This window comes from Niabella beijingensis, assembly GCF_020034665.1.
Lineage (GTDB): Bacteria > Bacteroidota > Bacteroidia > Chitinophagales > Chitinophagaceae > Niabella > Niabella beijingensis.
Window position 1 is genome coordinate 1,141,064 of the sequence record NZ_JAIQDI010000001.1, and the last position, 26,293, is coordinate 1,167,356.

Here is a 26,293-nt window from a genome sequence, read left to right on the forward strand (position 1 = left end):
AGCGTCCTATAAATGAAAACATTTTAATCAATAACCCTAATTGAAATTGTTATGAAAGTGAAACTGGCCCTGTTGGCATTTATAATCCTGGTGGTAGGCGTTACACAGTCGAACGCGCAGCACTCCCGTTATGAAAAAAGGCATTATACGTATTACAAAAAAGGACATTATTACAGCCGTCCGGCGCGGGTAGTGTACTATCCTGCTACCTACGGGTACTACAGTACCTATCCGTCCTACAGGTACAGCCGTTATCATCGTGTACGGCACCTACCTCCGGGAATTGCAAAAAAGTATCATCATCACAAATCATACAGATACAGTGCGCACAGGCACCATAAAAGCCACCGGCACTAAGGATCAGAATAAACAGTAAAAAAGATAAGAGAGTGATTCATAAGGTTTAAAATTGATTTATCAGTCGCCACCTTTCCAGGTGGCCTGACTGTTTGGTACAAAGTTTGAATACTACCCGTTTAAATCCGTAAATATGAAAATGTATAACTTAAAATGGGGCAGGTCCGGGATCCTGTTTTTGTTCATTGCCGTACTCTTCGCAATAGGTCTGAGTTCCTGCAGCGATGTTTACTACCCGAATAATTACTACCGGCAATCCGGCTACAAAAGGATGCCCCCGGGACAGGCAAAAAAATACTATGGTGCAAAATCGGCAAGAGACTTTGCGCCGGGACATAATAAACGTTATTACAGGTATTAATTTTTTTATAATTCTTAAACAAACAAGGCAATGAAACTACAGCTATTTAAAAAAAACCGTATGCTGGTTGCCGGTGTTTTAATCGTTCTCGTTGCCGGTCTGAGCTCCTGTGCGGATGCCTATTATCCATCCAATGGCTATTATGACGACGGATATTATGGGTATTACCCCAATTACTATTACTACTCCCCGGGATACTACGGTTATTATGGCAATGGTTATTACAATAACAGCCGCTATTACCGGAATAACAGGAATAGCAGGTATTACAGACGCGATGACCGCCGCAGGTATGATGACAAAAGGAGAACCCCGAATAACAGGGATTACCGCGTTAACAACAGCCGGAGCAATGCAGAATATTACCGCCAGCGAAACAGCAATACAAATTCGAATTCCCGTTCGGCCCAGGCAAGATCACGGAGTAACAGCAATTCGAACTCCCGCTCTACTGAGGTGCGCTCACGTACTACAACACCGCAGCGTTCCTACAGTCCGCCTGCCCGGAGCATCCGGCAGGCACCGCCCGCTTCATCAAGGGGCAGTTATAATCAGGGCCGGTCTGGCAGCAGCAACAGCCGTTCTTCCAGAAGGTAGATCGATCAATAACGAAGGATAGATCCTTTTCAGCCGCAGGTCATATTTTTGAGGACCTGCGGCTTTTTGGTAGCAGGTTTTTCTCATACAGCCGGATCCAGTCATCCACCGGCATTTTTCCCGCAAGTACACCGATCAGCTCAAACGGCAGCTGGTCCGGTTTTTTAAACCGGATACAGCTTTTGCCCATATCCGGCTTTTTTCCTGTCACACGTTCGTATTCGGTTACGAACCAATGTATTAAACCTGCGTCAGCATATAAGCCCATATGATAAAGTACCAGTCCGCTTTTCTGGGAGGCAATGTTCATAAAGGGCAATGGCAATGCAGGCGTGCAGTGGTACCCGTCCGGATAAATTGCATGTGGCACCACATAGCCGATCATTCCATAGCTGATGACCTCTGCATATCCTTTTGGCAAGTGCGCCAGGATCACCTCCCGCAGCCGTTGCAGCGCCAGCCGGTACGGTTCGGGCACCTGTTCCAGGTAGGCCGCAACGGTTTTGATTTCCTGTTTTTGAACAGCCAATTTTTTAGCATTTTTTTTTACACAATAACAGCCGCCGCTGCCACCATTTTACGCGGTTCTGTCGTCTTATAAATATAAATAAAAAAATGAACAGCAATTTTATAAAATTTGGCATGTTCCTGCTGGGTGCCAGTCTTTTGCTGGCTATTGACAGTTTTGGGCAATACCGGCGCTACCCGCAGCGTGTTTACAGAAGCTACCACTACCACCGCGCACCTCGGGTTTCTGTGGGTATCGGTGGGGTTTTTGGCTGGCCGGCGCCTTATTACCGGTACGGCTACGGACCAAATGTGGGTGTTTCAGTAGGTATCGCCCTTCCGCCGATCGGAGCCACGATCTATGCCCTTCCTCCCGGATCACGGAGGGTTTATTATGGCGGCGTGCCTTACTACTACAGAAACAATACCTATTATACGGAACGCGATAAGGGCAGATATGAAGTAGTGGCCCCTCCGCTTGGAGCAACTTCAGAACGGCTGCCTAACGGAGCACGTATGCGCAAAATTGACGGAACTACTTACTACGAATACAATGGTACTTATTATAAACCGGATCTTGATGATAACGGCGACCGTATTTACGTAGTAGTGGGAAGAAATGGTGAGCTAAATACCGGCGATGCGGCCAGTGCAACACGTAGTGACAACGCTTATCCCGGGGATTATGAAAATAATGACGGCGATGAAACAGATGCGGAGGCTCCCTATGATGCAGCAGATGCAGCCGGCGATACGGATGATACTACAACCGGCAATGCTTATTACAACCACCCGCAGGTAGGCGATCAGTTTGATCAGTTGCCCAAAAATTCGCAGGCCGTTACAGTAGATGGAAAAAAACAGTACCGTTCACCGGCAGGGACCTACTATAAGGAAGTAACTATAGAAGGGAAGCTGTTGTATGAAGTGGTACGTTCAAAATAGTTCTGGCAATTGCAAATATAAAGGCGGTCCCTTTGTGGCCGCTTTTTTGATGTGCACCGGCCTTTCATTAAAATATAAAACCGTATGAACCGATTTAAATATTTTATTGCCAGAAGTGGCCTCTTGTTTATGCTTACAGCGTTAACGCTCTCTGCCACTTTTCTAAACGCGCAGGAAGCCCGCTCAATGCTTTGGAAGATCAGCGGTAATAACCTTTCAGCGCCCTCCTACCTGCTGGGCACCATGCATATGGTTTGCGGGGAAGATTTTGAAATAACACCCAAGATTAAAAAAGCACTCAGTCAGGTACATACGGTAACTTTTGAAGCAGATATTGCCAACATGGAAGGATCTGAAAAACTGATGGAGCTGGTGCAACCCGTACCCGGTATTCTGAAACAGGCCCGGCCGGAACAACTGACCGCACTCGATAGTCTGTTTAAAGAGAACCAGCTCACGCTGGATGTATTGAATCATATGTCTCCCTTTGGCGTTACGTCCATTTTAACAATAAAGGCCTTTAACTGCGATGACAGGGCCAATGTAAAAATGATGGAAAAAGAACTCTATAACCTGGCTGTAGACGATTCCCTGCGCATCGATCACCTGGAATCCATCGAATTCCAGATCAATATGATCCGCTCCATGAACACGATCGACGAATTATTGACGACATTGAAAGGCATCAGGGAAGCGCCCTATTTCATGAAGGACCTGGTGGGCGTGTATCGATCGGAAGACCTGCCCCGGTTAAACACATTAATGAGCGATCCCCGGTTTATAAGCACTGATCAGCAAAGCCTGCTGCTAAAAGAACGTAATCACAACTGGATAAAGCTGCTGCCCGGAAAAATGCAGCAATCAGCCACACTGTTCGCCGTTGGCGCCGGACACCTCGGCGGTACCGATGGTCTGATCGCCCTGCTGAAAAAACAAGGCTATACCGTTACGCCTGTTTTTGACTGATCATTTTTTTTATAGAACTTTGTGCAGATCCTGCAATGGTGCATTCCGGGCGCCACGCATAATCACCACATTATAGTTCCCCGGATAAAAACAATAATGCTGCACAGCCGCCCTAAACGGGTTTACAGGATATTAAAAAATTTATGAAACGAAACTATTACCTTCTCTCCGGGTTATTGCTCCTCTTTTCGCTGCTGTCCGGGATACTGACATCCGGAATTTCTTTTGTAGGCCGTGTCGGTGTCAATACGTTTTACAAAAACTACCGCTTTTTTAAAACCTGGTGGCAGGCGGCGCTGGTATGTCTGATACTCTTTGTAGTTGTGACCCTGCTGTTGTACTGGATCGACAAAAAATTCAAAGGAAGCAGACGTGTGCTGTTGCTGACGTTCTTCCTGTTCTTGTTCCTGGTAGGCCTGTACCTGACCTATTCCGATTTCCGCAACGCGCTCTCACATCGGTGGCTGGGTGAACGTTTTCACCTGGGTGTCTACCTCTATTGGATTGGCTTTTGCATCAGCGACCTGTTTTTTCTTACCACTACACCGCCGTCGGGCATTGCAGATCTGCCGGCGACGACAGAAGAACTTTAAAAAATCGCGGTCAGCGAAGCTTTTCCGGTATGGATGGTTTTGGTGGTACCCGGCTTTCGACCATCGTATTGGAAGTTCAGTTCCAGGTTGCTCATCAGCCGTTTGGTAAGCATGATGTTCCAGAGATAGTTCTTACCTGGCAGCAATCCGTCGAGCATGATATAGCTGACCGTTGTGGTGTTTGATGCTGCAGACTGATAATTCAGATTATCCAGCGTAAAGCGGGCAGTAACTGCAGCGCTTTGCAGAATGTTATATTTTGTTTCTGCTGTTAGGGCATTGGAGACTGCTTTTTCGCCGCCATAATCCGGCCGGTTCTTCTTTATCTCATATTTATACCCGGCCATTACACGAAAGGTGGTGCCGCTGATAAAAGAAACGGAAGGTTCCGCGCTGTTCTTCCTGATCTCGTAGTTGCGGTTATCGAACTGCGAATTATCCGAATAAAGCGCCAGCACGCCGTTGCGCGCATCCAGGTTAAAGGTAAAATTGCCGCCAAAGAAATGCCGGTATTTTACGGACCATTCCTTTGTCTTCCTGCTTTCATAACCATAGGTAAGCAGCGACTTGCCCGTATTCTGCAGGTTGCTGATATCAATTCCCCATACGGTACTCAGCCGGTTAAACGAAAGTGTGTTCACCAATACGGAGCTCATGGTGATCAGGTTGGTATCATTCAGCCCATACCGGAAAGGATTCAACGCCACTGGCCCGGTGGCCTGCGCCTTCCTTGAAACCTGGAGGGTGCTGGTCAGGTTGAAACGTGCTGCAAATTTTTGCAGGCCGCTGGCTGTTTTTTCATTCCAGAGTAACCGTGGATTAAAACCCAGGCTGTAGTTCAGGGTATTATAATTTGCCTTTATATACTCATTGGTAGGTGTATTGATCCTGATAAACCGGGCCTGATCGGGGAAAGCCGCCAGCTCAAATTCATTCAATTGCTGTACACTGTCCTGGTTCAGATCGATCCAGGTGTATTGCCCGGTGCCCGCGGGTACTTCCAGGTAGGCATATTCCCTTTTTTGTTCCTGTCCGGATCCTACTTCATACAATACATTACCCGTAAGAAAGCCTTTGAACTCATTCATATTGTATTCAAGCCTTGAAAGGATGGAATTTTCCTCCTGCTGATGGCTCACGGCCGCGTCATTTACCTTCAGCCGCCGCAGCGTCGTGTTCATATAAAGCTGCCGGTTTTTGTTGGACAAAAGTTCTGCGGTCAAATTAAGATTGTAACTGCGGTCACCCTTTATAAATCCCCGCTGTACGGGGTATTGGTCTTCCCTTGTATAAAAACTGATGCCATAACGATTCTGACGGGCCTCATCCGATTTTAAAAAGAACGTATAGGTATCAAAAGAGAAGGCAGTCGCATTAAGGGTGTCGGTTGCACTGTTGCGGCTCTCATTGCGCTCCAGGGTATACCTTGCCCCCACGCTCCAGTTGTCAAGCGCCGGTATTTTTTTGCTGATATCCAGTACGGGGCGCAGGAAATATCCTTTATCCAGCGCACCGGAATAATTGGTAATGGTAACATCATTATTGAAGGTCCAGTTCTTCCATTGTGTAAACTGGGTCAGCGCATTCTGAAATCCATTGTACCGGTCGCTCCGGTTGTAGTTGGTGAAGCGGTATTGCAGGCTGTTGCCTTTTTCATTTTTCAGTTCGGCGCTGGCCCGGATAATGTTCTCATTGACACGCGCTGTAACCAACGGCAACCCCCAATCCCGCGTAAATTCCACGCTCCGCAGCCGTTCCACAGGCTGGAAACGGGACTGTACCATTTCATAGTCGATGGCAGAGATCAGCCGCAGGTTATTCTTACTGCTAAGTGCTGCTGTGTTGGAGAGATTGACCTTTGCCGCAAAACCCTTGTCATCTCCATTATCCACGCGGGAAAAGGTATTGACATCATAACTGCTGGCGGCCACTTCTGTTTTCAGCAGGGTATTTTTGGTGAGGGCATAATCCACCCCCAGTGTAAGCACCTGTTGTTTCTTGGGAGTGACCAATGCCATAACCGGGGCAAAGTTCCCCTGCTTCTGCCCGTTTACAGGAGCCACATACTGGAATACCTTTCCATTGGCACTGTTAATATCCGCAACATAATCCCCCTTTCCGAAACCGACATCCATGAACGAAACATTGTATTTTGCAGAGTCCCTGTTCACCGAGTAGCGGTAAAAGGAATCGATCACCGTAGTTCCTTCCATTAAATAATCCAGGGCATACAACACTTTTCCTGCCGCGAAGGTATCCGGCACTGCAGAAGGATACAATGCATTCTGAATGCTATCACCGATCTGGGAAAGAAATTGCTTTTGCCGGTTGTCCAGCACCTGGTTGATCGAAGAGTTCTTGGCATCACTGTTATTAAAAAAGCCCACACGCAGTTTCACCTTATCATTGAAATTGAGCTCCTGCATGCCATAAACATTTGTGTTCAGAAAGTTCCGGTCGGCATATTCAAACTCGATCTGGATGCGGCTGTCCTTGGTGATCATACGGCGCGGGGTAAAACTCACTTCTGCCGTGTTATAGTTAATTACATAATCCTGGTCCTCTCCCCGTTGCAGCAGTTCCCCGTCAATAAACACCCGTTCCGTATTGGCGAGTACGATAAAAAAAAACTCATTATTGGCCCCCTGCAACTTGTAGGGTCCCTGGTTCCCTTCCAGTCCCTGGAATACATTGCGTGTAAATTTACCCTTGGCGATGGACCCACTGATCAGCGTATTGGAGCTCGTTTTTTTTGAGATATAGTTATCCGTCTGGAACGACACACCCTGAAGCCGCTTGTAAAAATTAAGGAAATAACTGCGGTTCTCTCTCAGGTCCAGATCACCGATATTCAGCTGCCAGTTCTTTTTTTTGAAGCGGATGTATACCTCATCAAACTCATTCAGCTGTTGCGTATTGCCATCCGGCTGTATGGGAATATTATTATCAGTAATGGCCGCCTGCAGCTCAATGCTGTCGGCCAGCATACCGCTCAGCTGCACATTCAGATTCGAGTTCAGTACCAGGCTTTGATTATTTCCGAACCCCATCTGCCGGCCAAAGCTTCCCTGTGCATTGATGTTACCGAAATTAAATAACTGGCGGGCCTTTTCGGTAGCCTCCGGCGGCGCGATCGGCGCCGCAGAATTCAGCACCAGGCTATCAAACTGCATCCGCTGTACTACCGGGTTCAGCTTCACCGGAAAAACGCGGTATTGCACCTTTACCGGTTCCGCGGGTTTGTGTACCCAGTACAGGACCGCATTTACATAATCCAGCCGGTAATCTGCACTGTCCACAGCTTCCGCATAAAAACTGCCGGGAATGATACTCAGGCTGTCCACGCTGATCCTGTCCTGTTCAACCGGCAGTAATTTGCTTCTCAGGTTGGATAATGGCCGGGAAGAAGGAGATTCCTGTGCACTTAACCCGCCCGCCAGGCAAAAAAGATAAATAAAAAATGCTATGCTTCTCAATAGACGCAATACTGCCAGATTTAATTCGGCAAAAATCGGCTTTTTAGCTATATAAAGGGTAAAAGTTAAAGGGGTTTGCATCCCACGGTACCAGTAAAAGAATCACCATCTCGCGGCAGTACTCCTGTTCATTGCCGGCAATCGGAAAAATTAATTAAAACAGTTTATGCCGGCAGGAGGTTTTCACTAACTTTAATTCCCGGTTCAGGGAGCCGGCATTCAACTGTCAATAGAAAAATTTTATGAATCAAAACACCGGAAGTATGTCCGTAATTTCAAAAAAACTTTACGGCCTGGATCATCTGAGGGCGCTGGCTATTTTACTCGTTTTTTTATACCATTACCGGGGGTTTCATCATCCTGCGTGGATTGATCAGTTTACTGATTTCGGCTGGACGGGAGTGGACCTGTTCTTTGTATTAAGCGGATTTCTGATAGCGGGTCAGCTTTTCGGACAGCTGAAGACCAGCGGAACCCTGCTTCTGAAGCAGTTCTTTATAAAACGTTTTTTCCGGATCATCCCGCCCTATCTCGTTGTGGTGGCCCTTTATTTTTGTTTTCCTTTTTTCAGGGAGCGTGAGGCCCTGGCTCCCTTATGGAAATTCCTGACTTTTACACATAATTTCGGTTTGGATGTGATTCATAAGGGTACTTTCTCGCATGCCTGGTCCCTTTGTATTGAAGAACAGTTTTATCTCACCCTGCCTTTTATCCTGCTCCTGCTGTATAAAAGCCGTTCAGCCCCCCGGGTTCTTTTTTTCCTGCTGCTGCTCCTGGTGCTGTTGCTGCGCTGGATCTCCTGGGATACCTGGATCGCTCCGCTCAACAGCAACGAAACCGGTTTCTGGCTGCTTTGGTACAAGTACATTTATTATCCGACCTATACAAGACTCGACGGGCTTTTGATCGGCGTGGGACTCGCGTGGGTGGTGCATTATGCCCCCCGCGGCGCTGCCATTATTTCAAAAAACGGCAATTTATTTTTTCTTGCCGGGCTCCCCTTTCTGACCGCCGCCTGGTTTATCTGCCGGGACCAGGCTTCTTTTGCTGCCAGCATATGGGGCTTTCTCCTGGTTGCTGTTGGTTTCGGATGCTGGGTGGCTGCTGCCGCAGCGCCGTCTTCTTTTTTGTATAAAAAAGGATGGTTCATTACGGAGCAGCTGGCCCGTCTATCGTTCACCATCTATTTGTCGCACAAAGGCGTCATCCACATGACGCAAACCCTTCTTGAGAGAACGGGCATTGCTACCACCAGCAATCTTGCCCTGCTGATCGCTGTTTTCAATTGTATAGCCGTTGGGTTGTTGTTTCGCTATCTGGTGGAAAACCCCTGCCTGCAACTAAGAAACCGTATACTGAAACAGCGGGGTGTCAAAGCAGCGCTTCAGCCGGTACCTGCTGTCACATCGGCACATACTGACCCGGGAAGCAGTCGCTGATGGCACGGTTTTTACCGGAATGGCAGCCATCCGGGCCGCTGCCTGTTTAAGCATAAAAATTGTACACTACTTTCTGATCCGGAACTTGTTAACATAAAAATTCAATCATGAGTACAAATAAGATGCAGGTAGAAATATGGAGCGATGTCATGTGTCCGTTCTGTTATATTGGGAAGCGGCATTTTGAAACGGCACTTGAAACATTTGCCGGTAAAAACAATATAACGATCACCTGGAAGAGTTTCCAGCTGGATCCTTCTCTTCCGGAAAAAGAAGAGATCGGTCATGAACAATATCTGACGGAACGCAAAGGGTTGCCTCAGGCACAGGTAAAAGCCTTACTGGACCATGTAACGCAGTCGGCAAAAAATGCGGGCCTCGATTATCATTTCGAGAACATTGTTACGGTGAATTCTTTCAATGCACATCGCATCATCCAGATGGCTAAAACAAAAGGACTTGGCGATGCAGCAGAAGAACGGCTCTTCAGGGCTTATTTTACGGAAGGGCGGGATATTGCCGACCGGAATACATTGACGGAACTGGGAAAGGAGATCGGTCTTACAGAAGCAGAAGTGAGCGAATCCCTTACCGGCGATGCTTATGCGGGCCGGGTCAATCAGGATATCGATGAGGCGCAGCAACTAGGTATAACCGGCGTTCCCTTTTTTGTATTCGACCGTAAATATGCGGTTTCAGAGGCCCAGCCGCCGGAGGCCTTTACACAAACCATCGACAAGGCTTTTTCGGAATGGCGCCAAAGCAACCCGGCTGCATCCTTTGAAATCACAGAGGGGGAATCCTGCACACCCGACGGGGATTGCGGATAACGGCGGGAAGTGCGGAGGTTTCAGCTTAACGGAAAATAGTACCACAGATTTGCGGTAAATGTGTATCAGGAATTAAAATCATTAAAAAGTTAAGAATGATTAGGGGCCCTCTGATTCACATTATAAATTAAAAATGGTATTGCTGCAAGAATGCTGTATTCAATCAGCAAAAATGGTTACAGTTATTTCATGGTACTTGCGTGTTTGTGGCATTTGAACGGCGCGCCCCTGCTTATCCGAAAAACGGTTACAGCAGCATAAAAAAAAGCCCTTCCGGAAACGGAAGCAGCTTTCTGATGTTTAATTTTTTCGGAAATTAGAATTAGTATTCGTCTTCGTTGAACAGGAAATCTTCCTGGGTGGGATAATCCGGCCAGATGTCTTCTATGGTTTCGTAAACATCGCCCTCATCTTCCAGCTCCTGTAAATTTTCAACCACTTCAATGGGCGCCCCACTCCTGATAGCAAAGTCAATTAGTTCATCTTTAGTGGCCGGCCAAGGGGCATCTTCTAAATAAGAGGCTAACTCAAGTGTCCAAAACATACTATATTCGGTTTTTTAATAATTAACAGGATACCTGAAACAAGGTTCAGGGTATTTTCAAATTTTTGCAAAAGTAACTGTATTCTGTAATTTAAAAAATACTTATTATTAATTTGGAAACTCATCAAAAAAACAGCTGTTTTTGTGCAAATCGACAATGCAAATTGTGCCAAAACCAGGGGTTTGAAAAACGCCTTTTCTGATTTCAGGACGGATGCCATAAAAGCACCCCGCACCCGGATCAGTGCTAAAAATGGCGGCGCTGTCCCTTCCTGATAATCCTGTTGCTGAAGCAGGGTACAATAAGTATATTTACGGCGATGATTTCCGGCAATAATATACATAAGGCCTATGGCGCCGTACAGGTGCTGAAAGGCGTGAACATAGACATCAGCAAAGGCGAGGTGGTCTCAATCGTAGGACCGTCAGGCAGCGGGAAAAGCACCCTGCTGCATATCCTGGGCACACTGGATAAACCGGATACAGGTGCGGTGGTCATGAATGACACACCGATCAGCGCTTTGAGCGGCCGGCAGCTGGCTGCATTCCGGAATAAAAATATCGGCTTTGTATTTCAGTTCCACCACCTCCTCCCCGAATTTTCAGCACTTGAAAATGTTTGTATTCCCGGCTGGCTTGCCGGACGCAGAAAAAAAGAAGTGACGCAACAGGCGCAGGAACTGCTGGGCATTTTAGGTGTTGCTCATCGCCTTGAAAATAAACCAAACGAACTGAGCGGGGGCGAGCAGCAGCGGGTAGCCGTGGCACGCGCGCTGATCAACCAGCCTGAGATCATTTTTGCGGATGAGCCTACCGGTAACCTTGACACCACCAATGCCCGGGACCTGCACCAGCTTTTTTTTGATCTCCGGCAGCGGTTGCAGCAAACTTTTCTTATTGTAACACATAACGAAGAACTGGCCCGCTTAAGCGACCGCACGTTGCATATGAAAGACGGGCTTATCGTATAAAAAAATCCGGCTCTCGGCCGGACCTTTTTGTATTGCTTTTTTTAACGCGTCTTAACGTTCCAATGCCTGTGTGGTAGTAACACTTCCATTCTTGTTTTCCAGGGTAAGTGTCTTAAAGCTGCCTGCAAAATTCTCCTTGATCTCGTAAGTCACACCGTCAAATACCATACGTTTGGTATCGAGGAACTCATACGTATGTTTTGACCCTGTAACCTGGCTGCCGTCCGCATTATATACGTAGGCTGTCCCGTTCGACTTACCGAACGTAAGATACTGGCCTTCCTGAAGATTGTTGACAGAGGCACCTGGCGTAACGGTAGAGGTCCAGTGATACCATTTACCAACAGAGATGGCATTGTACATCGTATCGAGCCCCAGTGCGTCTTTTGTCCGGGAACAAGCGCCCAGCGCAAGTGTACTGATCAATAAAGCGGCTAAAATAATTTTTGAACTTGATTTCATGATATTCTTTTCGGTTTTAAAGTTTACGGTTTAAATATTTCAAGATTTATGCCAAGCCCGGCATGTGGTCCGGATAACGTCTGAAAGACGCTTAGAATCAACAACGTGTCGCTGAAAATTTTTCTAAACTTTTGTTAAAGCGAAAGCAGGTGGTAATCCTGGTTGATTATCAGGTACGCGGACGCCAGGGAATATCCGCAATTCCCGCGAGATGGCCGGTATAGCGGGCCAGGGTAAAGAGATAATCACTGAGCCGGTTGAGGTATTTTATAACGATCTCTGCCACAGGTTCTTCTTCCTGTAACCGTACACAGGAGCGCTCTGCCCTGCGACAAATGCACCGGGCAACATGCAGATAAGAAACAGCGATACTACCTCCCGGTACAATAAACGATTTCATTTCCGGAAGCACGGCCGTCATCCGGTCTATTTCCTGTTCCAGTAATTCGATATCCGTCTCGTGCAGATCGGGCAACTGCATTTTTGTATGTTTACCCGGATCCTGCGCCAGCACGGCACCCGCCGTAAAAAGACGGTCCTGTATCTCCTGCAATATTTTTTTTCCCGCAGCGTCGTGCAAGGCATCACTGCACAAACCGATAAAAGAGTTCAATTCATCCACGTTTCCATAGGCTTCTATTCTCAGGTGCGCTTTTGAAACCTTGGTGCCGCCGATCAGCGCCGTTTTACCTTTATCGCCTGTCTTTGTGTAAATACGAAAAGTCATTGCATTCAGAATTGAGGTTATAAGACATCCGCATTGATACTGCGGAAGTCGGGCCCGCAGCAGGACCGGGAATGGCTCAGCCCGCCTGTTTTAGGATGGTACCGCTGCTTTTGCCACCGCCTCATCGCTTTCGATAACTCCGTCGCGCAGCCGTACAATGCGATGCGCATGATTGGCAATATCTTCTTCATGGGTTACCAGCACCACTGTATTTCCATTGCTGTGGATCCGGTTAAAGATATCCATGATCTCGTAGGAGGTCTTGGTGTCCAGGTTTCCTGTTGGCTCATCCGCCAGGATCAGGGAGGGGTCGTTGACCAGTGCCCGGGCAATGGCCACACGCTGACACTGTCCCCCGCTCAGCTCATTGGGTTTGTGGTGATACCGGTCGGTAAGACTCACCAGCTCCAGCATCTGCATCGCCTTTTCATTGCGTTCGCTTTTTTTGATACCTGCATAGATCAGGGGCAATGCAACATTTTCCAATGCGGTAAGCCGCGGTAATAAGTTGAACTGCTGGAATACAAAACCGATCTCTTTGTTACGGACCTCAGCCAGCGCATTGTCTTCCATCTTGCTTACATCCTTGCTGTTCAGTACATAGGTGCCCGAGGTAGGCGTATCAAGGCATCCGAGGATATTCATCAGTGTGCTTTTCCCGCTGCCTGACGGCCCCATAAGGGCGACATATTCGTTCTTGTTAATGTTTAAGGAAACCCCTTTTAAAACAGGCAGTTCCTGCTGTCCCATAAAATAGCTTTTACGCAAATTGTCGATATGGATGATGGAGTGCATCACGCTATTTCCGGATTACTTTTGGTACCTTAAAAAAAACGCCATCGGTCGCAGGAGCATTCCGCAATGCGGCTTCACGGGTGATGGAGCCTTTAACAGCGTCATCGCGCAGCACATTGATCTCCTCACTCATATGCATCAGCGGATCCACCGCTTTTAAATCCAGTTCATTCAGTTTTTCCACAAAACCGATCATCTTTTCGAGATCGCCCCGAAACTCCAGTTTCTCTTCATCTGAAAAGCTGAGTTTTGAAAGATGCGCCAGTTTATCAATTAATGCCTCATTTACTTCCATTAGTCAAAGATAACGTATACCTTAAATTTTAACGTTCAAATTCGGAACATCATTCCCCCGCGCCCAGCCACATCGCTCCGCCCGCACTGTTGCGGCTGGCTCCGGTAACGCTTCCCAGTACATTTTTTTCCTCCCGCCACCGCAATACGGCGATCAGCGCCATGATGAGGGCCTCCTTATATTGTACAAGCTTTTCCTCCGGCACCACCACTTCTGCTTTCAGCAGTTCTTTCATCCGGCTGACCAGGAAATCATTAAACGCCCCGCCGCCGGTTACCAGTAGTTGTTGCCCTTCTTCCCCGTACCCGGGGTCTGCCTCCAGTGCCCGTCCTACCTGAAATGCAATGTGCTCCACATAGGTCCGCAGCTGATCCGCTGCCGGTCCGCCATGTTTAAGGAGGATGGGGTACACGGTATCCGTACCAAAATCATTTGCCAGCGATTTGGGCGCGGGCTGGTTGTAATAATCAAGCCCGTTCAATTCTTCGAGGAGCGCCTGATTGATATTTCCGGCCGCTGCAAACCGCCCGCCGGCATCGTACTCCGCCCCTACTGTACCCGCTACCAGGTTTAAGACCCTGTTGGCAGCACAAACATCAAAAGCCCGGTAAGGCTCGGTATTTACCGAAAGGTTGGCGATCCCTCCTATATTTAAAAAATAGCGGTACGCGCCCAGCAGCAGTTGCTCTCCAATGGGTACGATCGGCGCACCCTGCCCGCCCAGCGCCACATCCAGGGCACGAAGATCCGAAACAACGGTCAGCCCCGTTTCCGCGGCGATGGCCGCCCCGTCACCGATCTGCCCGGTCATCCGGCGTTCCGGCATGTGAAAAGTGGTATGACCATGGGAGCCAATCACCGCAACTTTATAGTGCAGCCTGTGCCGGTCTATAAAGGTATTGACCTGCTCTCCGATATAATGACCGTAATCTGTATGCAACAGCCGGTATTCCAGCGCATTCAGATGCACGGCCTGCTCCAGTTTCGATTTCCATTCCGGTGTATAGGGAAGGCATTCCGCCTGTTGTATCTCAAACTGCCATTTGCCCCCGTTCTCATGAAATTCCACAAATGCGATATCCAGCCCATCCAGCGAACTGCCGCTCATAATACCTATAGCCCTGTAGATCATAATAAAATTTTAGATTTGCCAAAAATAACAAACAAAAAACGGTTCCGGCTTTAATGGCTGCATTGATTGTATTATTTTTATTACTCAAGGGAACAATAAACTAAAAACAACATGATCATCAATTTAAGCGAGCAACACAGCCTGGTGAGCAATTGGGTCAGCGAACTAAGGGATATTGAAGTTCAGAACGACCGCATGCGTTTTCGCAGAAACCTGGAGCGGATCGGCGAAGTGATCGCTTATGAGATCAGTAAGGAACTTCCTTATAAAATAGTGGAGACCCAAACGCCGCTCGGCATCTCCAGTTCAAAGGTACTGGAAGAGCAGCCGGTACTGGCTACCATATTAAGAGCGGGACTCCCCATGCACCAGGGGTTGCTCAATTATTTTGATAAAGCAGACAACGCTTTTGTATCTGCTTACCGCAAACATCACAAGGATGGAAGTTTTACGATCAACGTGGAATACCTCAGCAGCCCCGAACTGGAAGACCGTATCATCATTGTTTCGGATCCCATGCTGGCTACCGGGGCTTCCCTGGTAAAAACCATTCAGTTCCTGAGGGAAGTGGGCCGTCCCAAAACGATCCATGTAGCCGCCGCTATCGCCTGTACTGAAGGAATAGAATACGTATTGCGCGAGGAGCCTGCATTAAAGGTCTGGTGCGGCGACATTGACGATGAGATAACAGCTAAGGGCTATATTGTTCCTGGCCTGGGAGATGCCGGGGACCTGGCTTTTGGCGGAAAAGCCCAATACTGACACCACGCCGGTACCGGAATCACTATAACAACCGCGCTGCCTGTATTTTTTGGGGAACACTTCTTTGTTTTTTAGTAGGACGATCCTACCTTTTATTGCCTTTTGTCTGCCGGCAAAAAAATTAACCCCCCGGTGTAAGGAATTATTCTTTATTTTTCCAGACCAATCTATCTTATTTACTATTAAAGAACTATGAACGAATCGATCAGGCATTTCATCAACCAGGTTAAGATAAGAAATGCCGGGGAATCCGAATTTTTACAGGCTGTAACGGAAGTAGCCACTTCTATTATTCCTTTTATTGAATCAGAGCCCCGGTACCGGAACAGTAAAGTCCTCGAACGCATTGTAGAACCGGAGCGGGTAGTGATTTTCAGGGTTCCCTGGCTCGATGATCAGGGTGAGATCCAGGTCAACCGGGGGTTCCGGGTGCAGATGAACAGCGCCATCGGTCCTTACAAGGGAGGGCTGCGGTTCCATCCTTCTGTAAACCTGGGTGTATTGAAGTTCCTGGCCTTTGAACAGATCTTTAAAAACAGCCTTACCGGCCTGCCCATGGGTGCCGGAAAAGGAGGCGCTGATTTTGATCCCAAAGGAAAATCGGATAATGAGGTAATGAAATTCTGCCAGAGTTTTATGACCGAACTCTACCGCCATGTAGGTGCGGATATCGATATCCCTGCGGGAGATATCGGTGTGGGCGGCCGCGAGATCGGCTACCTGTTTGGCCAGTACAAGCGCATTGCCGGGGCATTCAATGGAGTGCTTACCGGGAAAGGCTACGAGTGGGGCGGCAGTCTCATCCGGCCGGAGGCCACGGGCTATGGGCTGATCTACTTTGTAGAAGAAATATTGAAGACCAGGGAGGATTCACTGGTGGGCAAAAAGGTAACCATTTCCGGCTCGGGAAATGTGGCCCAGTTTGCCGCAGAAAAATGTATTGAAAAAGGCGCCCGGGTACTGACCATGTCTGACTCTGAGGGATTTATTTATGATCCGTCGGGTATCGATAAGGAAAAACTGGAGTTCATTAAAGAGCTGAAGAATCATACACGGGGACGTATTAAAAAATATGCCACCAAGTACCATTGTGAATATTTTGCAGGTGAACGGCCGTGGAAAATCAAATGTGATATCGCACTTCCGAATGCCACACAAAATGAGCTGGAGTTGTCGGATGCACGTACCTTGATAAAGAACGGGGTTTTCTGTGTGGCAGAAGGGGCCAATATGCCCTGTACCCCGGAAGCGGTAGCTGCATTTAACAAGGCAAAAGTATATTATGCCCCGGGGAAAGCAGCAAATGCAGGCGGGGTGGCTGTTTCCGGCCTGGAGATGTCGCAAAACTCACAGCGGTATTCCTGGACCCGGACGGAAGTGGATAATAAGCTGAAGGATATCATGTGCGAGATCCACCAGCGTTGTTTAAAATACGGAAAGGAAACCGACGGCCACATCAATTACGAACGCGGTGCGAATATCAGCGGCTTTGTAAAAATTGCCGATTCCATGCTGGCCCAGGGTGTTGTATAAAACCATGAACGTTGTTCGGGTTTCCTGCCTCAGGGTCCTTGCAGCTGTTCCGGTATATCTCAATTAAAAAATTGTAACATTGTTCCAGTTATGACAGCACAGGTTTATCTTATTCCTACTTACCTGCACGAAGACAACCTGCAGGTATTGCCGGCGTACCTTCTGGAACACATTGAGCAATGTACCGTGCTTTTTGCCGAGAACGAACGCACCGCCCGGCGCTATCTGAAGCAACTGAAAAAAGAAATCGTGATCGACGATTTTGAATGGTTCGGCATTCAGAAGGATGAAGAAAAAGTGCTGCAGCAATTCCGGCAAAAACTAGAAGAAGGCAAAACGATCGGCATCATCAGCGAAGCCGGATGCCCGGGTGTTGCCGATCCCGGTCAGCTGCTGATTGCCACAGCCCAGGATGCCGGTGCCCGGGTGATCCCCCTGGTAGGCCCCAGTTCCATCCTGCTTTCCCTGATGGCCAGCGGCTTAAACGGCCAGCAGTTCAGTTTTGCGGGTTACCTTCCCATTGACAACGGGCAACGTATCAAAGCCATAAAAGAACTGGAAACCGAATCGCTGCGAAAAAACAGCACACAGATCTTTATTGAAACCCCTTACCGGAACAACCAGTTGCTGGACTCCCTGTTAAAACAATGCCAGCCTCAGACCCGTCTGTGTATTGCGGTGGATATCACCGGCACCAACGAATCCATACAAACAAAAACCATTCAGCAGTGGCAACAGGCAATCCCTGACCTGCACAAGCGGCCGGCGATCTTTTTGTTAAAAAGGTGAAACACCGGCATCGGTCATTGCAATGATGCTGTCGACTATATAGACCGTATTTCCCCGCCAGGGCAACGCGCCACGGTATTCTTTGTAGTGAAGATCGAAACGTTTTCCGCTATGGATCGCAAGGGTATCATAAATACGTTTATTCTCGATGGAAAAAACAAAATTATTGGATTGCGCGCCTCCTCCGACAGCGCCTTTTATGCCCGCCTGGATCAGTTCTCCCTCAAATGTTTTAAAGATCTGTCCCTTGCGCACCACATTCTTAAGGATACCCGATTTCACCCCGTCGCCAAACACATTGTAGTAATGCCAGTACACATACCCTCCGGCAATCAACACAAACACCAGCAGGGCTATAAAAAAATACCGGCGGCAACCCGAACGTTTGTTTGCTCTTGTTTGGTTCTCAATTGGTAAGGTTTCCATAAAAAAGGTTTAACTTAAAAAATTTAATGTACAATATTCAATATTGCATTATTTTTGCTAATCGAAAGTACAATTTGTTTTTAAATGAATAACTTTTTAAAGCATACAAAACACGTTGCATTTCATGCAAATATAACCACGGGTATTTATGCCGTCGGTTTTGATGTAGCTGTATGCTTTCCACGACCGATGCGCTGTCCTGATTGCTGACAGGACGAACCCCTGACCTGGGCCCTGTCAGTGAAATCTCCCCGCCAAAAACTTTTCAGGACTGGTCTCCCGCAAATTCATCTTAATTACACATCGTGGACAATCTCAATCAGGAAATTATCGTAAGAGTAGCGGAAGCTGCTGATAAAAAATATGCTATCATTATTACGGACGAAATGGAAGCGTCGGCAAAAGCCCGGGGAACCGGCATTGCAAAAAGAAGTCCGGAATATATCGAAAAAAAGATCGATGAGGGTAAAGCCGTTATAGCGCTTACCAGCAAAGGGGAATGGGTCGGTTTCTGCTACATAGAAACCTGGAGCCACGGGGAATATGTAGCCAACTCAGGACTGATCGTTGCGCCTCATTTCCGTAAAAGCGGAGTGGCCAAACAGATCAAACAGACCATTTTCCGGCTCAGCCGTAAAATGTTCCCGGAAGCAAAGATCTTCGGACTCACCACCGGTCTGGCCGTGATGAAGATCAACAGCGAGCTGGGGTATGAGCCGGTTACTTACTCGGAGCTTACCCAGGACGAGCAGTTCTGGGCAGGATGCAAAAGCTGTGTGAACTATGAGATCCTGATGAGCAAAGACCGGAAGAACTGTATGTGCACGGCCATGCTCTATGACCCCAAGGATCATTACGAACCCGAAGAGACCAAGGCGTTTTTTGAAGAAAACAAAACCGGGCTCGAACGGCTCCAGCGGTTGAAACAATGGAAATTCCTGAAAGCATTCCGGAAAAAAGACAAGACCGGAACCGGATCAGGAACATTAAAATCATTCTTTAACTTATTTCATTAAATCATTCAATTAAAATGGCCAAAAAAGTTGTATTGGGTTTTAGTGGCGGTTTGGACACTTCTTTTTGTGTAAAATACCTGACCGATGAAAAGGGATACGAAGTGCACAGCATTATCGTGAACACAGGAGGTTTCAGCGAAGACGAATTAAAAAAGATCGAGGAGCACGCAAAAAAGCTGGGCGTAAAATCGCACAAAACCGTTAATGCTGTAAAAAACTACTACGACTCCATTATCCGTTATCTGGTTTACGGAAACGTATTAAAGAACAACACCTACCCGCTCAGCGTATCCGCAGAGCGTTTGAGCCAGGCGCTTCATATTGCCAATTATGCACGTGAGATCAATGCCGATGCGATTGCGCACGGAAGTACCGGCGCCGGTAACGACCAGGTACGTTTTGATATGGTGTTTCACATAATGGTGCCCGAACTGGAGATCATCACTCCTATCCGGGACATGAACCTCAGCCGCGCCTCAGAGGTGGAATACCTCAAAGGAAAAGGTGTTGATATGAATTTTGAAAAATCGGTGTATTCCATCAATAAAGGATTGTGGGGTACCAGCGTGGGGGGTAAGGAAACATTATCCTCAAACGGGTACCTGCCGGAAGATGCCTGGCCCACGCCTGTTACCAAAACAGACACAGAAGCCGTAACACTTGTATTTGAAAACGGCGAACTGAAAAAGGTAAATGACGAGGAATTTGATCATCCTACAGAAGCCATCCAGTTCCTGCAGCAACTGGCGGGTCCTTACGGAATAGGACGCGACATCCATGTAGGTGATACCATCATCGGTATCAAGGGCCGGGTGGGTTTTGAGGCAGCGGCTCCTATGTTGATCATTAAAGCACACCATGCACTGGAAAAGCATGTTTTAAGCAAATGGCAGCTGCAATGGAAAGACCAGATCGCTCAGTTCTACGGAACCTGGCTGCACGAAGGACAGATCCTGGATCCGGTAATGCGGGATATTGAAGCCTACCTGGAAAGCAGCCAGCGCAATGTAACCGGAACGGTTTTTCTTCAGCTGCACCCTTACCGTTACCAGGTACTGGGTATTGAAAGCCCTTATGATCTGATGAATAATGCATTTGGCAGCTATGGTGAAGCAAACAGGAGTTTTACGGGAGAGGATGTAAAAGGCTTTACTAGGATCTTTGGCAATCAGACGTCCATCTACCATCAGATAAAAGAAAATGCCCACGAAGGAAAATAAAGTAGTTCATCAGCAGCAGCCGATTTCCGCGTATGCCTGGGGAGTCAACTGTAACGCATATGTACTTTCCGGCAGTGAACATTTTTCGGTGAAAAAAGAATCCATTCCTTCCGGAAGCGGGGAACAGTTCCTCCTGCATCATAAAGCCACACAATTCTTTTACATCCTTGAAGGAACGGCCTCTTTTGAGATTGATGGAGCTGCATTTGAAGTGAACGCCGGACAGGGCATTGAGATCTTTCCGGGTCAGGCGCACCGGATCTCCAACAATAAGGAGCAGCTGCTTGAATTTATTGTATATTCGACTCCTTCAACAGATCAGGATCGTTTAAATTTGCATTCATAAAAAAAGATACGGATGAAGATAAAAGCTGGAATAATCGGTGGCGCAGGATATACGGGTGGTGAACTGATTCGTTTGCTGATCCATCACCCCTTTGTAACCATTTCTTTTATTCACAGCCGAAGCAATGCAGGAAAACCGGTTACCGATGTACACTCGGATCTGATCGGTGATACGGACCTTATCTTCAGTGGTGACATCTCACAGGATATTGATGTGTTGTTCCTTTGCCTGGGGCATGGAGAGTCCACTAAATTTCTAAAAGAGACCCCGGTCAATGCTTCCATCCGGATCATTGACCTGGCCAATGACTTCCGCCTGAGAAAGGACAGCAATCAGCCGGAACTGAACCGCAGCTTTGTTTACGGGCTTCCGGAATTGAACCGGGAAGCGATCCGGAAAGCACAGAACATTGCCAATCCCGGGTGCTTTGCCACAACCATTCAGCTGGGATTGTTACCACTGGCGCACACCGGTGTTCTTAAAGAGATCTACACCACCGGCATTACAGGTTCAACAGGAGCGGGTCAAAAACTGGCCGCCACCTCCCATTTCAGCTGGAGGGCCAACAATATACAGGCCTATAAAACACTGACACACCAGCACCTGGGAGAAATAGGCGAATCGTTGGACCAGCTGCAACCGGGCACAGAGATCGACCTGAGCTTTGTTCCCTGGCGGGGCGATTTTGCCCGTGGGATCTTTATCAGCTCCACCATCACTACAGACCTGGCACTTGAAGAACTGTATGTACTTTTTGAAGATTTTTACAAGGGCCATCCCTTTACTTCAGTGAGCCGCACACCGATTTTCCTAAAACAGATCGTAAACACCAACAAGGCTGTGATACAACTGGAAAAAGTAGGTACCAAACTAGTAGTGCATTCGGCAGCAGACAATCTTTTAAAAGGCGCCAGCGGACAGGCGGTACAAAATATGAACCTCCTGTTTGATCTGGATGAAAGAGCAGGTCTGAACCTGAAACCGGCCGCTTTTTAATCCGGCGGTTATTTAAACAGGCGGTTGTCCAGACCATAGGGCCGGGATTCAACAATTTTTACCTTTTTAAAATCCGAATGCTGGGGATTCAGCAGAAGATTGCATTCTTCAGGGATCACAGCAGAAGGCATCCGCAGCACCAGGTGGGAGCGGTGCAGCAGGAACTGGTCGCCCATAAACCGCGTATACTCCATATCCTCCGCCCATTTGTCCTTCAGAACATTTAGCTGGATCTGAACACCCGGACTTTCGGGAACATCAAGCGTAAGCAGGTAGTAATTCAGCAGCATTTTATACAGACCACGGTCAAAATTCACGACGATTTCCAACGCCGCCAGCGAAATATGTTCAGAGGTATAAAGTGCATATACTCCTTTCGAATTCCAGCGGCCTCCAAACAGAAAAGCACCGTATCCGGAAATATCTTCCCGGTAAGGAGCATTTACCAGACGATAGACCAGCATCAGGCGGAGATTCCGTGTTCAAGACGATGAAGCAGCGCAATGACCTCCTCTATACCGGCATGTGTGGTAAGCTGCTCTTTTACCAACGCCCCGTTTAAAGAAAAAGGCCGGCTGTCGAGCCACTGGCGAAACCCCTCCTTACCAAAGAAATCATTGCCGATATCGATCAGCATTTCCAGCAAAAGGATCCGTTCGATCTGGAGGCCGTTAAAACCGCTGCCGTCTTTTGCGTAGCGGTGCAGGGAGCGTTCGCTGATATAAAGCAGATCTGCCCAGTCATTTAAAGTGAACGGACTTTTGTCTGCAATTTTTTTAAAACGGGCATACGTAAAGTCTTTTACTGCAGGTTCTTTTTTGGAACTTTTCTGCCGCACTTCATAGATGGCTTCAAAATCCGAAACCATCGGAAGAGGAGCATCGGCTGCTGTAGGATATTTTTTGGTGCTTTTTTTCACAAAACGACTTTTGTCACAAATATACGTGTTTTTTGTCGTATTTCAATTTCATGCCGCTATTGCTCATTTTTACTGGTCTTGGACCATACTTCATAGATCGGATCCCCTTTGGAACTCAATCCGGTATGCACCCAGTTGCTTCCTTCCATCCGGTCTTTAAATTCCAGGGTCATCCCTACCCTTGAGCTGTCGCGTGAGAAAAAATGGATGGTTTCGGCATAGGTCCCGTCTTTAAAGGTATAAGTGCCGCCGCCGGTGCCGGAAAATTCTCCGGTCTCTACATTGATGGCAGCCCATTGAAAACGGTCATTGGTGAGAAACTTTAACGTACGTCTCGGGGCCAGGCGGATCTCCCGCATATTCGCGCCCTCTTTACGCTGCGTAATACGCCATATCCCGGTCATTTCACTATCAGCCTCCCCTACTCTCACCCAGGTTCCCCGGCTCCCGGAGAGATCACTTTCCGCATTTTTGCCATTGGGTTCCCAGGTAAACACAGCAGTAGTGCCCGTTTTGCCCTGATCACCCGAATGGAACCGGTACTGGAGCTTCAGTTTATCATTCTCCAGCGACAGAAAGCCGCCGAATGTTTTAAAGAATTTTTTTCCCGCCTGGTCATAATGCGTAACCATGCAATAACCGTCCGCAGCCATCAGCAGCCAGGTTTCATTATCGCTGGTGAACATCCAGCTGCCATTAACCGGATGCTTTTGTGCAGGTTCTGAAAAAGCGGTAGACAGCATCAGGCAAAACAGACCGAGTAAACAGAATTGAATTTTTAATTTCATACAGGGCTATTTAAGGTTTAACCATTCAATTGCTATTCCTTCACATTCAGGATCTTTTCGATACGGGTCAGCTCATCACTGTTAAAATTAAGATTTTTAAGGCAATCTGCCGAATCGAGCAGCTGCGCGCTGCTGCTGGCGCCTACCAGGACCGATGTGATCCTGTTGTCTTTCAGTATCCAGGACAGTGCCATTTGTGCAAGGCTTTGTCCGCGTGCTTCCGCAAGCGCATTAAGTTGCTGTATCTGCCAGCGTTTGTTTTCCGTGATCTGGTCCTTCTTGAGGAAGCCGTGCTTTTTTGCTGCCCGCGAATGCTTCGGGATCCCTTTCAGGTATTTATTAGTGAGCAATCCCTGTGCCAGGGGCGAAAAAGGAATACAGCCCACGCCTTCGGTTTCCAGGAGATCGAGCAAACCGTTCTCCACCCAGCGCTCAAACATGGAGTATTTGGGTTGATGGATCAGGCAGGGCGTCCCCAGTTTCTTCAGTATCTTAAAAGCCTGTGCTGCTTCTTTTTTCTGATAGTTGGAAATACCTACATAAAGCGCCTTACCCTGGCGCACGATCAGGTCCAGTGCCGCCATCGTTTCCTCCAGCGGTGTTTCGGGATCCGGCCGGTGGTGATAGAAAATATCCACATACTCCAGCTTCATGCGTTTTAAACTCTGATCCAGGCTGGACACCAGGTACTTCTTGGAACCCCAGTCACCATAAGGCCCCTCCCACATTGTATAGCCCGCTTTCGTCGAAATGATCAGCTCGTCCCGGTGCTGTTTGAAATCTGTATGCAGCATTTTTCCAAAGTTGGTTTCTGCCGAACCCGGAGGAGGACCATAATTATTGGCGAGGTCAAAATGGGTGATGCCGATATCAAATGCCGTATGCAGTGTTTTACGAAACACTTTCTCATCATCCACATCACCGAAGTTATGCCAGAGACCCAGTGAAATGGCCGGCAGCTTCAGTCCGGAGGCGCCGCTTCTGCGGTATTGCATGGTGGCGTATCTTGATGCATTAAATTTCATTTGCCGTGTTTTATTTTTATTATCAACTATTTTATTGTCTATTTCAACACATCCAGCACTTTATACATCTTGCGGATCAGTGAAAGCTGGCTGCCGCTGTAATTATTTACCAAAAATGAGAAGATATAGCTCTTCCCTTCTTTTGATTTCTGGTATCCCGAAAATCCTTTTACCCGGTTAATGGTACCACTTTTCATTTTCATCTCATTGTAAAGCGGAAACCCTTCATAATAAGCGTCAAACCAGGGTTGCTGCTGTGCGTATTTTAAAATGGTCACCTGTGCCCTTGTGGTGATCCTGTTTTGCGGCGACAAACCCGATCCGTCATATAAATGCAGTTCATCCGCATCCACTCCCCTGCTTTTCCAGTGCTCCTGTATGGCACTGATCCCGTTTTCGGTTGTCGCCATGCCTTTCTGTTTCAGACCAACCGTTCTCAACAGCGCTTCGCCATAGAGGTTGATGCTTTTTTTTAAAAACCAGTAGCAGATCTTTGAAAGTTCCGGCGAACGGTTAGTATAGACCCATTTGACCTCTTTTGTTCCCTTGTTTGTAATAACGGGCTTATCACTTGAAAAGCGGACAGTCCCTTTCAGGTTGTTGATAAGGGTCTTTGTAAACTGATTCACCGGGTCATAGATAGAACCCGCAACAACAAAACCGGTCTGGTCAGCCGGAATGGTCCCGGTGAGCAGGCCGGTGTTCCGTCCCATCGACGGATAATACAGGGTACTGTTATCGCCTGAGCCCTTTACTGCCGCTGTTGCCAGGGAGGTGATACGATAATCATACAGATAGGGATTGGTTTTTACCACGCTGACCGGACTGCCGATACTGTTGCCGGACCGGAGGATCAGGTCAAACTGATTCTCCCTCCAGTTGATGGCCTGTGCACCGGCACCATAATAATTCCCAAGGTCCTGCCAGATCCATCCGTCGGGAATCGTTTCGTTTCCCCATTCGCCATTGTATACCATTACCGAATGCAGTTCTTTTACACCGGCTTCCTGCAATGCCGCTTTCAGCCTTGCCAGAAAAGCCAGGTCCTTCGTCTCCTCCCAGCGCCAGCTGGCAAGGGTTGGATCACCTGAAGGATATACGTACAGGCATTTGCCCTGCGGTGTGTTGACGATCCCGAACCGCGTTTCATAGTTGTAGTCGCTGCCCAGCAAATCAAACGCCGTGGCTGCAGTTATTATTTTTTCTGTTGATGCGGTGGCCATACCGATCCTGCTGTTCTGGTCATAAACTACCGTCCCCGTTGCCGCATCGATTATATAAAGGGAACTCAATGCATGTGCCAGCTGTTCGTCCCCATTAAATGCCTCCATTGCCCCGGAGATACGCTGTGCCACCTGCGCCTGTACGCCGAGACACCCCAACGCCATCAGTAAAAGCAAAAACCTTCTCATAGTAATTGTGTTGAGAAGGGAAAATACAACATTCTTCAGGAACAGCGGCTGCCGCTCACCCTTT

At 47.8% G+C, this 26,293-nt stretch carries 30 protein-coding genes; 16 read left to right on the forward strand and 14 right to left on the reverse strand.

Annotation, left to right across the window (positions count from 1 at the left end; translation table 11 throughout):
* Positions 1–51: 51 nt before the first annotated feature.
* From K7B07_RS04750 to K7B07_RS04760, 3 genes are all read left to right on the forward strand, one after another.
* Positions 52–357: a hypothetical protein gene (locus tag K7B07_RS04750; protein WP_223707896.1), complete on the forward strand. Its 306-nt coding sequence runs from the start codon at positions 52–54 to the stop codon at positions 355–357.
* Positions 358–490: 133 nt separating this feature from the next.
* A complete protein-coding gene (locus K7B07_RS04755; RefSeq protein WP_223707897.1) occupies positions 491–718 on the forward strand; it encodes a hypothetical protein in 228 nt (75 codons plus the stop codon).
* Between the two features lie 30 nt (positions 719–748).
* On the forward strand, positions 749–1,315 hold the full coding sequence (locus K7B07_RS04760; protein ID WP_223707899.1) for a hypothetical protein: 567 nt from the start codon (positions 749–751) through the stop codon (positions 1,313–1,315).
* 40 nt (positions 1,316–1,355) lie between these two features.
* On the opposite strand, the gene K7B07_RS04765 is transcribed toward K7B07_RS04760, so the two are convergent.
* Positions 1,356–1,844 carry a DUF1801 domain-containing protein gene (locus K7B07_RS04765; RefSeq protein WP_223707901.1) on the reverse strand — a complete coding sequence of 163 codons (489 nt, stop codon included), beginning with the start codon at positions 1,842–1,844 and terminating at the stop codon, positions 1,356–1,358.
* A gap of 86 nt (positions 1,845–1,930) precedes the next feature.
* Between K7B07_RS04765 and K7B07_RS04770 the strand changes: the two genes are divergently transcribed.
* The 3 genes from K7B07_RS04770 (at position 1,931) to K7B07_RS04780 (ending at position 4,326) form a co-directional block, all read left to right on the forward strand.
* A complete protein-coding gene (locus tag K7B07_RS04770) occupies positions 1,931–2,767 on the forward strand; it encodes a DUF6515 family protein (protein WP_223707903.1) in 837 nt (278 codons plus the stop codon).
* An 84-nt stretch (positions 2,768–2,851) separates the two neighbouring features.
* The gene (locus K7B07_RS04775; protein ID WP_223707905.1) at positions 2,852–3,733 is read left to right on the forward strand and encodes a TraB/GumN family protein; all 882 of its coding nucleotides are present in this window, start codon (positions 2,852–2,854) and stop codon (positions 3,731–3,733) included.
* Between the two features lie 143 nt (positions 3,734–3,876).
* Entirely contained in the window at positions 3,877–4,326 is a 450-nt protein-coding gene (locus tag K7B07_RS04780; RefSeq protein WP_223707907.1) for a cytochrome d ubiquinol oxidase subunit II, read from the forward strand.
* On the opposite strand, the gene K7B07_RS04785 is transcribed toward K7B07_RS04780, so the two are convergent.
* The gene (locus K7B07_RS04785; RefSeq protein ID WP_223707909.1) at positions 4,323–7,811 is read right to left on the reverse strand and encodes a hypothetical protein; all 3,489 of its coding nucleotides are present in this window, start codon (positions 7,809–7,811) and stop codon (positions 4,323–4,325) included. The two genes, K7B07_RS04780 and K7B07_RS04785, sit on opposite strands and share 4 nt — an antisense overlap.
* A gap of 254 nt (positions 7,812–8,065) precedes the next feature.
* Here K7B07_RS04785 and K7B07_RS04790 point away from each other — a divergent pair, with 254 nt between their 5' ends.
* Complete coding sequence (locus K7B07_RS04790) at positions 8,066–9,241, forward strand: acyltransferase family protein (protein WP_223707911.1); 1,176 nt, start codon at positions 8,066–8,068, stop codon at positions 9,239–9,241.
* Between the two features lie 107 nt (positions 9,242–9,348).
* The gene (locus K7B07_RS04795; protein ID WP_223707913.1) at positions 9,349–10,071 is read left to right on the forward strand and encodes a DsbA family oxidoreductase; all 723 of its coding nucleotides are present in this window, start codon (positions 9,349–9,351) and stop codon (positions 10,069–10,071) included.
* 322 nt (positions 10,072–10,393) lie between these two features.
* On the opposite strand, the gene K7B07_RS04800 is transcribed toward K7B07_RS04795, so the two are convergent.
* On the reverse strand, positions 10,394–10,615 hold the full coding sequence (locus tag K7B07_RS04800) for a DUF2795 domain-containing protein (protein WP_018627833.1): 222 nt from the start codon (positions 10,613–10,615) through the stop codon (positions 10,394–10,396).
* A gap of 320 nt (positions 10,616–10,935) precedes the next feature.
* On the opposite strand from K7B07_RS04800, the gene K7B07_RS04805 reads away from it, so the two are divergent.
* Positions 10,936–11,586, forward strand: a complete 651-nt coding sequence (locus tag K7B07_RS04805) for an ABC transporter ATP-binding protein (RefSeq protein WP_223707915.1) — start codon at positions 10,936–10,938, stop codon at positions 11,584–11,586.
* Between the two features lie 51 nt (positions 11,587–11,637).
* On the opposite strand, the gene K7B07_RS04810 is transcribed toward K7B07_RS04805, so the two are convergent.
* The 5 genes from K7B07_RS04810 to K7B07_RS04830 form a co-directional block, all read right to left on the reverse strand.
* Entirely contained in the window at positions 11,638–12,048 is a 411-nt protein-coding gene (locus K7B07_RS04810; protein WP_223707917.1) for a hypothetical protein, read from the reverse strand.
* Between the two features lie 169 nt (positions 12,049–12,217).
* Positions 12,218–12,775 carry a cob(I)yrinic acid a,c-diamide adenosyltransferase gene (locus K7B07_RS04815; protein ID WP_223707918.1) on the reverse strand — a complete coding sequence of 186 codons (558 nt, stop codon included), beginning with the start codon at positions 12,773–12,775 and terminating at the stop codon, positions 12,218–12,220.
* A 90-nt stretch (positions 12,776–12,865) separates the two neighbouring features.
* A complete protein-coding gene (locus K7B07_RS04820) occupies positions 12,866–13,570 on the reverse strand; it encodes an ABC transporter ATP-binding protein (protein WP_262903523.1) in 705 nt (234 codons plus the stop codon).
* 4 nt (positions 13,571–13,574) lie between these two features.
* A complete protein-coding gene (gatC, locus tag K7B07_RS04825; protein ID WP_223707919.1) occupies positions 13,575–13,865 on the reverse strand; it encodes an Asp-tRNA(Asn)/Glu-tRNA(Gln) amidotransferase subunit GatC in 291 nt (96 codons plus the stop codon).
* Positions 13,866–13,914: 49 nt separating this feature from the next.
* Complete coding sequence (locus K7B07_RS04830) at positions 13,915–14,997, reverse strand: anhydro-N-acetylmuramic acid kinase (RefSeq protein WP_223707920.1); 1,083 nt, start codon at positions 14,995–14,997, stop codon at positions 13,915–13,917.
* Between the two features lie 111 nt (positions 14,998–15,108).
* Between K7B07_RS04830 and upp the strand changes: the two genes are divergently transcribed.
* The 3 genes from upp to K7B07_RS04845 all read left to right on the forward strand — a co-directional run bounded on the left by upp (position 15,109) and on the right by K7B07_RS04845 (position 18,081).
* On the forward strand, positions 15,109–15,759 hold the full coding sequence (gene upp / locus K7B07_RS04835; RefSeq protein WP_223707921.1) for a uracil phosphoribosyltransferase: 651 nt from the start codon (positions 15,109–15,111) through the stop codon (positions 15,757–15,759).
* 192 nt (positions 15,760–15,951) lie between these two features.
* Positions 15,952–17,292, forward strand: a complete 1,341-nt coding sequence (gene gdhA / locus K7B07_RS04840; protein ID WP_223707922.1) for an NADP-specific glutamate dehydrogenase — start codon at positions 15,952–15,954, stop codon at positions 17,290–17,292.
* 90 nt (positions 17,293–17,382) lie between these two features.
* Positions 17,383–18,081, forward strand: a complete 699-nt coding sequence (locus K7B07_RS04845; protein ID WP_223707923.1) for an SAM-dependent methyltransferase — start codon at positions 17,383–17,385, stop codon at positions 18,079–18,081.
* On the opposite strand, the gene K7B07_RS04850 is transcribed toward K7B07_RS04845, so the two are convergent.
* Positions 18,070–18,507: a hypothetical protein gene (locus tag K7B07_RS04850; protein WP_223707925.1), complete on the reverse strand. Its 438-nt coding sequence runs from the start codon at positions 18,505–18,507 to the stop codon at positions 18,070–18,072. The two genes, K7B07_RS04845 and K7B07_RS04850, sit on opposite strands and share 12 nt — an antisense overlap.
* A 305-nt stretch (positions 18,508–18,812) precedes the next feature.
* On the opposite strand from K7B07_RS04850, the gene K7B07_RS04855 reads away from it, so the two are divergent.
* The 4 genes from K7B07_RS04855 to argC are packed head-to-tail and all read left to right on the forward strand — an operon-like array spanning position 18,813 to position 22,085.
* Entirely contained in the window at positions 18,813–19,523 is a 711-nt protein-coding gene (locus tag K7B07_RS04855) for a GNAT family N-acetyltransferase (protein ID WP_223707926.1), read from the forward strand.
* 14 nt (positions 19,524–19,537) lie between these two features.
* The gene (gene argG, locus K7B07_RS04860; RefSeq protein WP_223707928.1) at positions 19,538–20,743 is read left to right on the forward strand and encodes an argininosuccinate synthase; all 1,206 of its coding nucleotides are present in this window, start codon (positions 19,538–19,540) and stop codon (positions 20,741–20,743) included.
* Positions 20,724–21,089 carry a cupin domain-containing protein gene (locus tag K7B07_RS04865; RefSeq protein WP_223707930.1) on the forward strand — a complete coding sequence of 122 codons (366 nt, stop codon included), beginning with the start codon at positions 20,724–20,726 and terminating at the stop codon, positions 21,087–21,089. The genes argG and K7B07_RS04865 overlap by 20 nt, the downstream gene beginning before the upstream one ends.
* A gap of 12 nt (positions 21,090–21,101) precedes the next feature.
* Positions 21,102–22,085 (forward strand): N-acetyl-gamma-glutamyl-phosphate reductase, encoded by a 984-nt coding sequence (gene argC, locus K7B07_RS04870; protein WP_223707932.1) that lies wholly within the window; start codon positions 21,102–21,104, stop codon positions 22,083–22,085.
* An 8-nt stretch (positions 22,086–22,093) separates the two neighbouring features.
* Here argC and K7B07_RS04875 read toward each other — a convergent pair whose 3' ends face one another.
* The 5 genes from K7B07_RS04875 to dacB are packed head-to-tail and all read right to left on the reverse strand — an operon-like array spanning position 22,094 to position 26,229.
* The gene (locus K7B07_RS04875) at positions 22,094–22,549 is read right to left on the reverse strand and encodes an RES family NAD+ phosphorylase (RefSeq protein WP_223707933.1); all 456 of its coding nucleotides are present in this window, start codon (positions 22,547–22,549) and stop codon (positions 22,094–22,096) included.
* A complete protein-coding gene (locus K7B07_RS04880) occupies positions 22,549–23,004 on the reverse strand; it encodes a hypothetical protein (RefSeq protein ID WP_223707934.1) in 456 nt (151 codons plus the stop codon). The genes K7B07_RS04875 and K7B07_RS04880 overlap by 1 nt, the downstream gene beginning before the upstream one ends.
* 56 nt (positions 23,005–23,060) lie before the next feature.
* On the reverse strand, positions 23,061–23,792 hold the full coding sequence (locus K7B07_RS04885) for a hypothetical protein (RefSeq protein ID WP_223707935.1): 732 nt from the start codon (positions 23,790–23,792) through the stop codon (positions 23,061–23,063).
* A gap of 32 nt (positions 23,793–23,824) precedes the next feature.
* Positions 23,825–24,817, reverse strand: coding sequence for an aldo/keto reductase (locus K7B07_RS04890; RefSeq protein ID WP_223707936.1), 993 nt, complete (start codon positions 24,815–24,817; stop codon positions 23,825–23,827).
* 38 nt (positions 24,818–24,855) lie between these two features.
* The gene (dacB, locus tag K7B07_RS04895) at positions 24,856–26,229 is read right to left on the reverse strand and encodes a D-alanyl-D-alanine carboxypeptidase/D-alanyl-D-alanine endopeptidase (RefSeq protein ID WP_223707937.1); all 1,374 of its coding nucleotides are present in this window, start codon (positions 26,227–26,229) and stop codon (positions 24,856–24,858) included.
* Positions 26,230–26,293: the final 64 nt, after the last annotated feature.

What these genes read in the sequence shown, in the direction of transcription:
- argC (WP_223707932.1), top strand. Translation starts at nt 21,102, where the DNA reads ATGAAGATAAAAGCTGGAATAATCGGTGGCGCAGGATATACGGGTGGT.
- K7B07_RS04800 (WP_018627833.1), bottom strand. Translation starts at nt 10,615, where the DNA reads ATGTTTTGGACACTTGAGTTAGCCTCTTATTTAGAAGATGCCCCTTGG.
- K7B07_RS04755 (WP_223707897.1), top strand. Translation starts at nt 491, where the DNA reads ATGAAAATGTATAACTTAAAATGGGGCAGGTCCGGGATCCTGTTTTTG.
- K7B07_RS04760 (WP_223707899.1), top strand. Translation starts at nt 749, where the DNA reads ATGAAACTACAGCTATTTAAAAAAAACCGTATGCTGGTTGCCGGTGTT.
- gdhA (WP_223707922.1), top strand. Translation starts at nt 15,952, where the DNA reads ATGAACGAATCGATCAGGCATTTCATCAACCAGGTTAAGATAAGAAAT.
- K7B07_RS04805 (WP_223707915.1), top strand. Translation starts at nt 10,936, where the DNA reads ATGATTTCCGGCAATAATATACATAAGGCCTATGGCGCCGTACAGGTG.
- dacB (WP_223707937.1), bottom strand. Translation starts at nt 26,229, where the DNA reads ATGAGAAGGTTTTTGCTTTTACTGATGGCGTTGGGGTGTCTCGGCGTA.
- K7B07_RS04845 (WP_223707923.1), top strand. Translation starts at nt 17,383, where the DNA reads ATGACAGCACAGGTTTATCTTATTCCTACTTACCTGCACGAAGACAAC.
- K7B07_RS04780 (WP_223707907.1), top strand. Translation starts at nt 3,877, where the DNA reads ATGAAACGAAACTATTACCTTCTCTCCGGGTTATTGCTCCTCTTTTCG.
- upp (WP_223707921.1), top strand. Translation starts at nt 15,109, where the DNA reads ATGATCATCAATTTAAGCGAGCAACACAGCCTGGTGAGCAATTGGGTC.
- K7B07_RS04770 (WP_223707903.1), top strand. Translation starts at nt 1,931, where the DNA reads ATGAACAGCAATTTTATAAAATTTGGCATGTTCCTGCTGGGTGCCAGT.
- K7B07_RS04790 (WP_223707911.1), top strand. Translation starts at nt 8,066, where the DNA reads ATGTCCGTAATTTCAAAAAAACTTTACGGCCTGGATCATCTGAGGGCG.
- K7B07_RS04810 (WP_223707917.1), bottom strand. Translation starts at nt 12,048, where the DNA reads ATGAAATCAAGTTCAAAAATTATTTTAGCCGCTTTATTGATCAGTACA.
- K7B07_RS04830 (WP_223707920.1), bottom strand. Translation starts at nt 14,997, where the DNA reads ATGATCTACAGGGCTATAGGTATTATGAGCGGCAGTTCGCTGGATGGG.
- K7B07_RS04865 (WP_223707930.1), top strand. Translation starts at nt 20,724, where the DNA reads ATGCCCACGAAGGAAAATAAAGTAGTTCATCAGCAGCAGCCGATTTCC.
- K7B07_RS04875 (WP_223707933.1), bottom strand. Translation starts at nt 22,549, where the DNA reads ATGCTGGTCTATCGTCTGGTAAATGCTCCTTACCGGGAAGATATTTCC.
- K7B07_RS04890 (WP_223707936.1), bottom strand. Translation starts at nt 24,817, where the DNA reads ATGAAATTTAATGCATCAAGATACGCCACCATGCAATACCGCAGAAGC.
- argG (WP_223707928.1), top strand. Translation starts at nt 19,538, where the DNA reads ATGGCCAAAAAAGTTGTATTGGGTTTTAGTGGCGGTTTGGACACTTCT.
- K7B07_RS04815 (WP_223707918.1), bottom strand. Translation starts at nt 12,775, where the DNA reads ATGACTTTTCGTATTTACACAAAGACAGGCGATAAAGGTAAAACGGCG.
- K7B07_RS04885 (WP_223707935.1), bottom strand. Translation starts at nt 23,792, where the DNA reads ATGAAATTAAAAATTCAATTCTGTTTACTCGGTCTGTTTTGCCTGATG.
- K7B07_RS04775 (WP_223707905.1), top strand. Translation starts at nt 2,852, where the DNA reads ATGAACCGATTTAAATATTTTATTGCCAGAAGTGGCCTCTTGTTTATG.
- K7B07_RS04750 (WP_223707896.1), top strand. Translation starts at nt 52, where the DNA reads ATGAAAGTGAAACTGGCCCTGTTGGCATTTATAATCCTGGTGGTAGGC.
- gatC (WP_223707919.1), bottom strand. Translation starts at nt 13,865, where the DNA reads ATGGAAGTAAATGAGGCATTAATTGATAAACTGGCGCATCTTTCAAAA.
- K7B07_RS04850 (WP_223707925.1), bottom strand. Translation starts at nt 18,507, where the DNA reads ATGGAAACCTTACCAATTGAGAACCAAACAAGAGCAAACAAACGTTCG.
- K7B07_RS04820 (WP_262903523.1), bottom strand. Translation starts at nt 13,570, where the DNA reads ATGCACTCCATCATCCATATCGACAATTTGCGTAAAAGCTATTTTATG.
- K7B07_RS04795 (WP_223707913.1), top strand. Translation starts at nt 9,349, where the DNA reads ATGAGTACAAATAAGATGCAGGTAGAAATATGGAGCGATGTCATGTGT.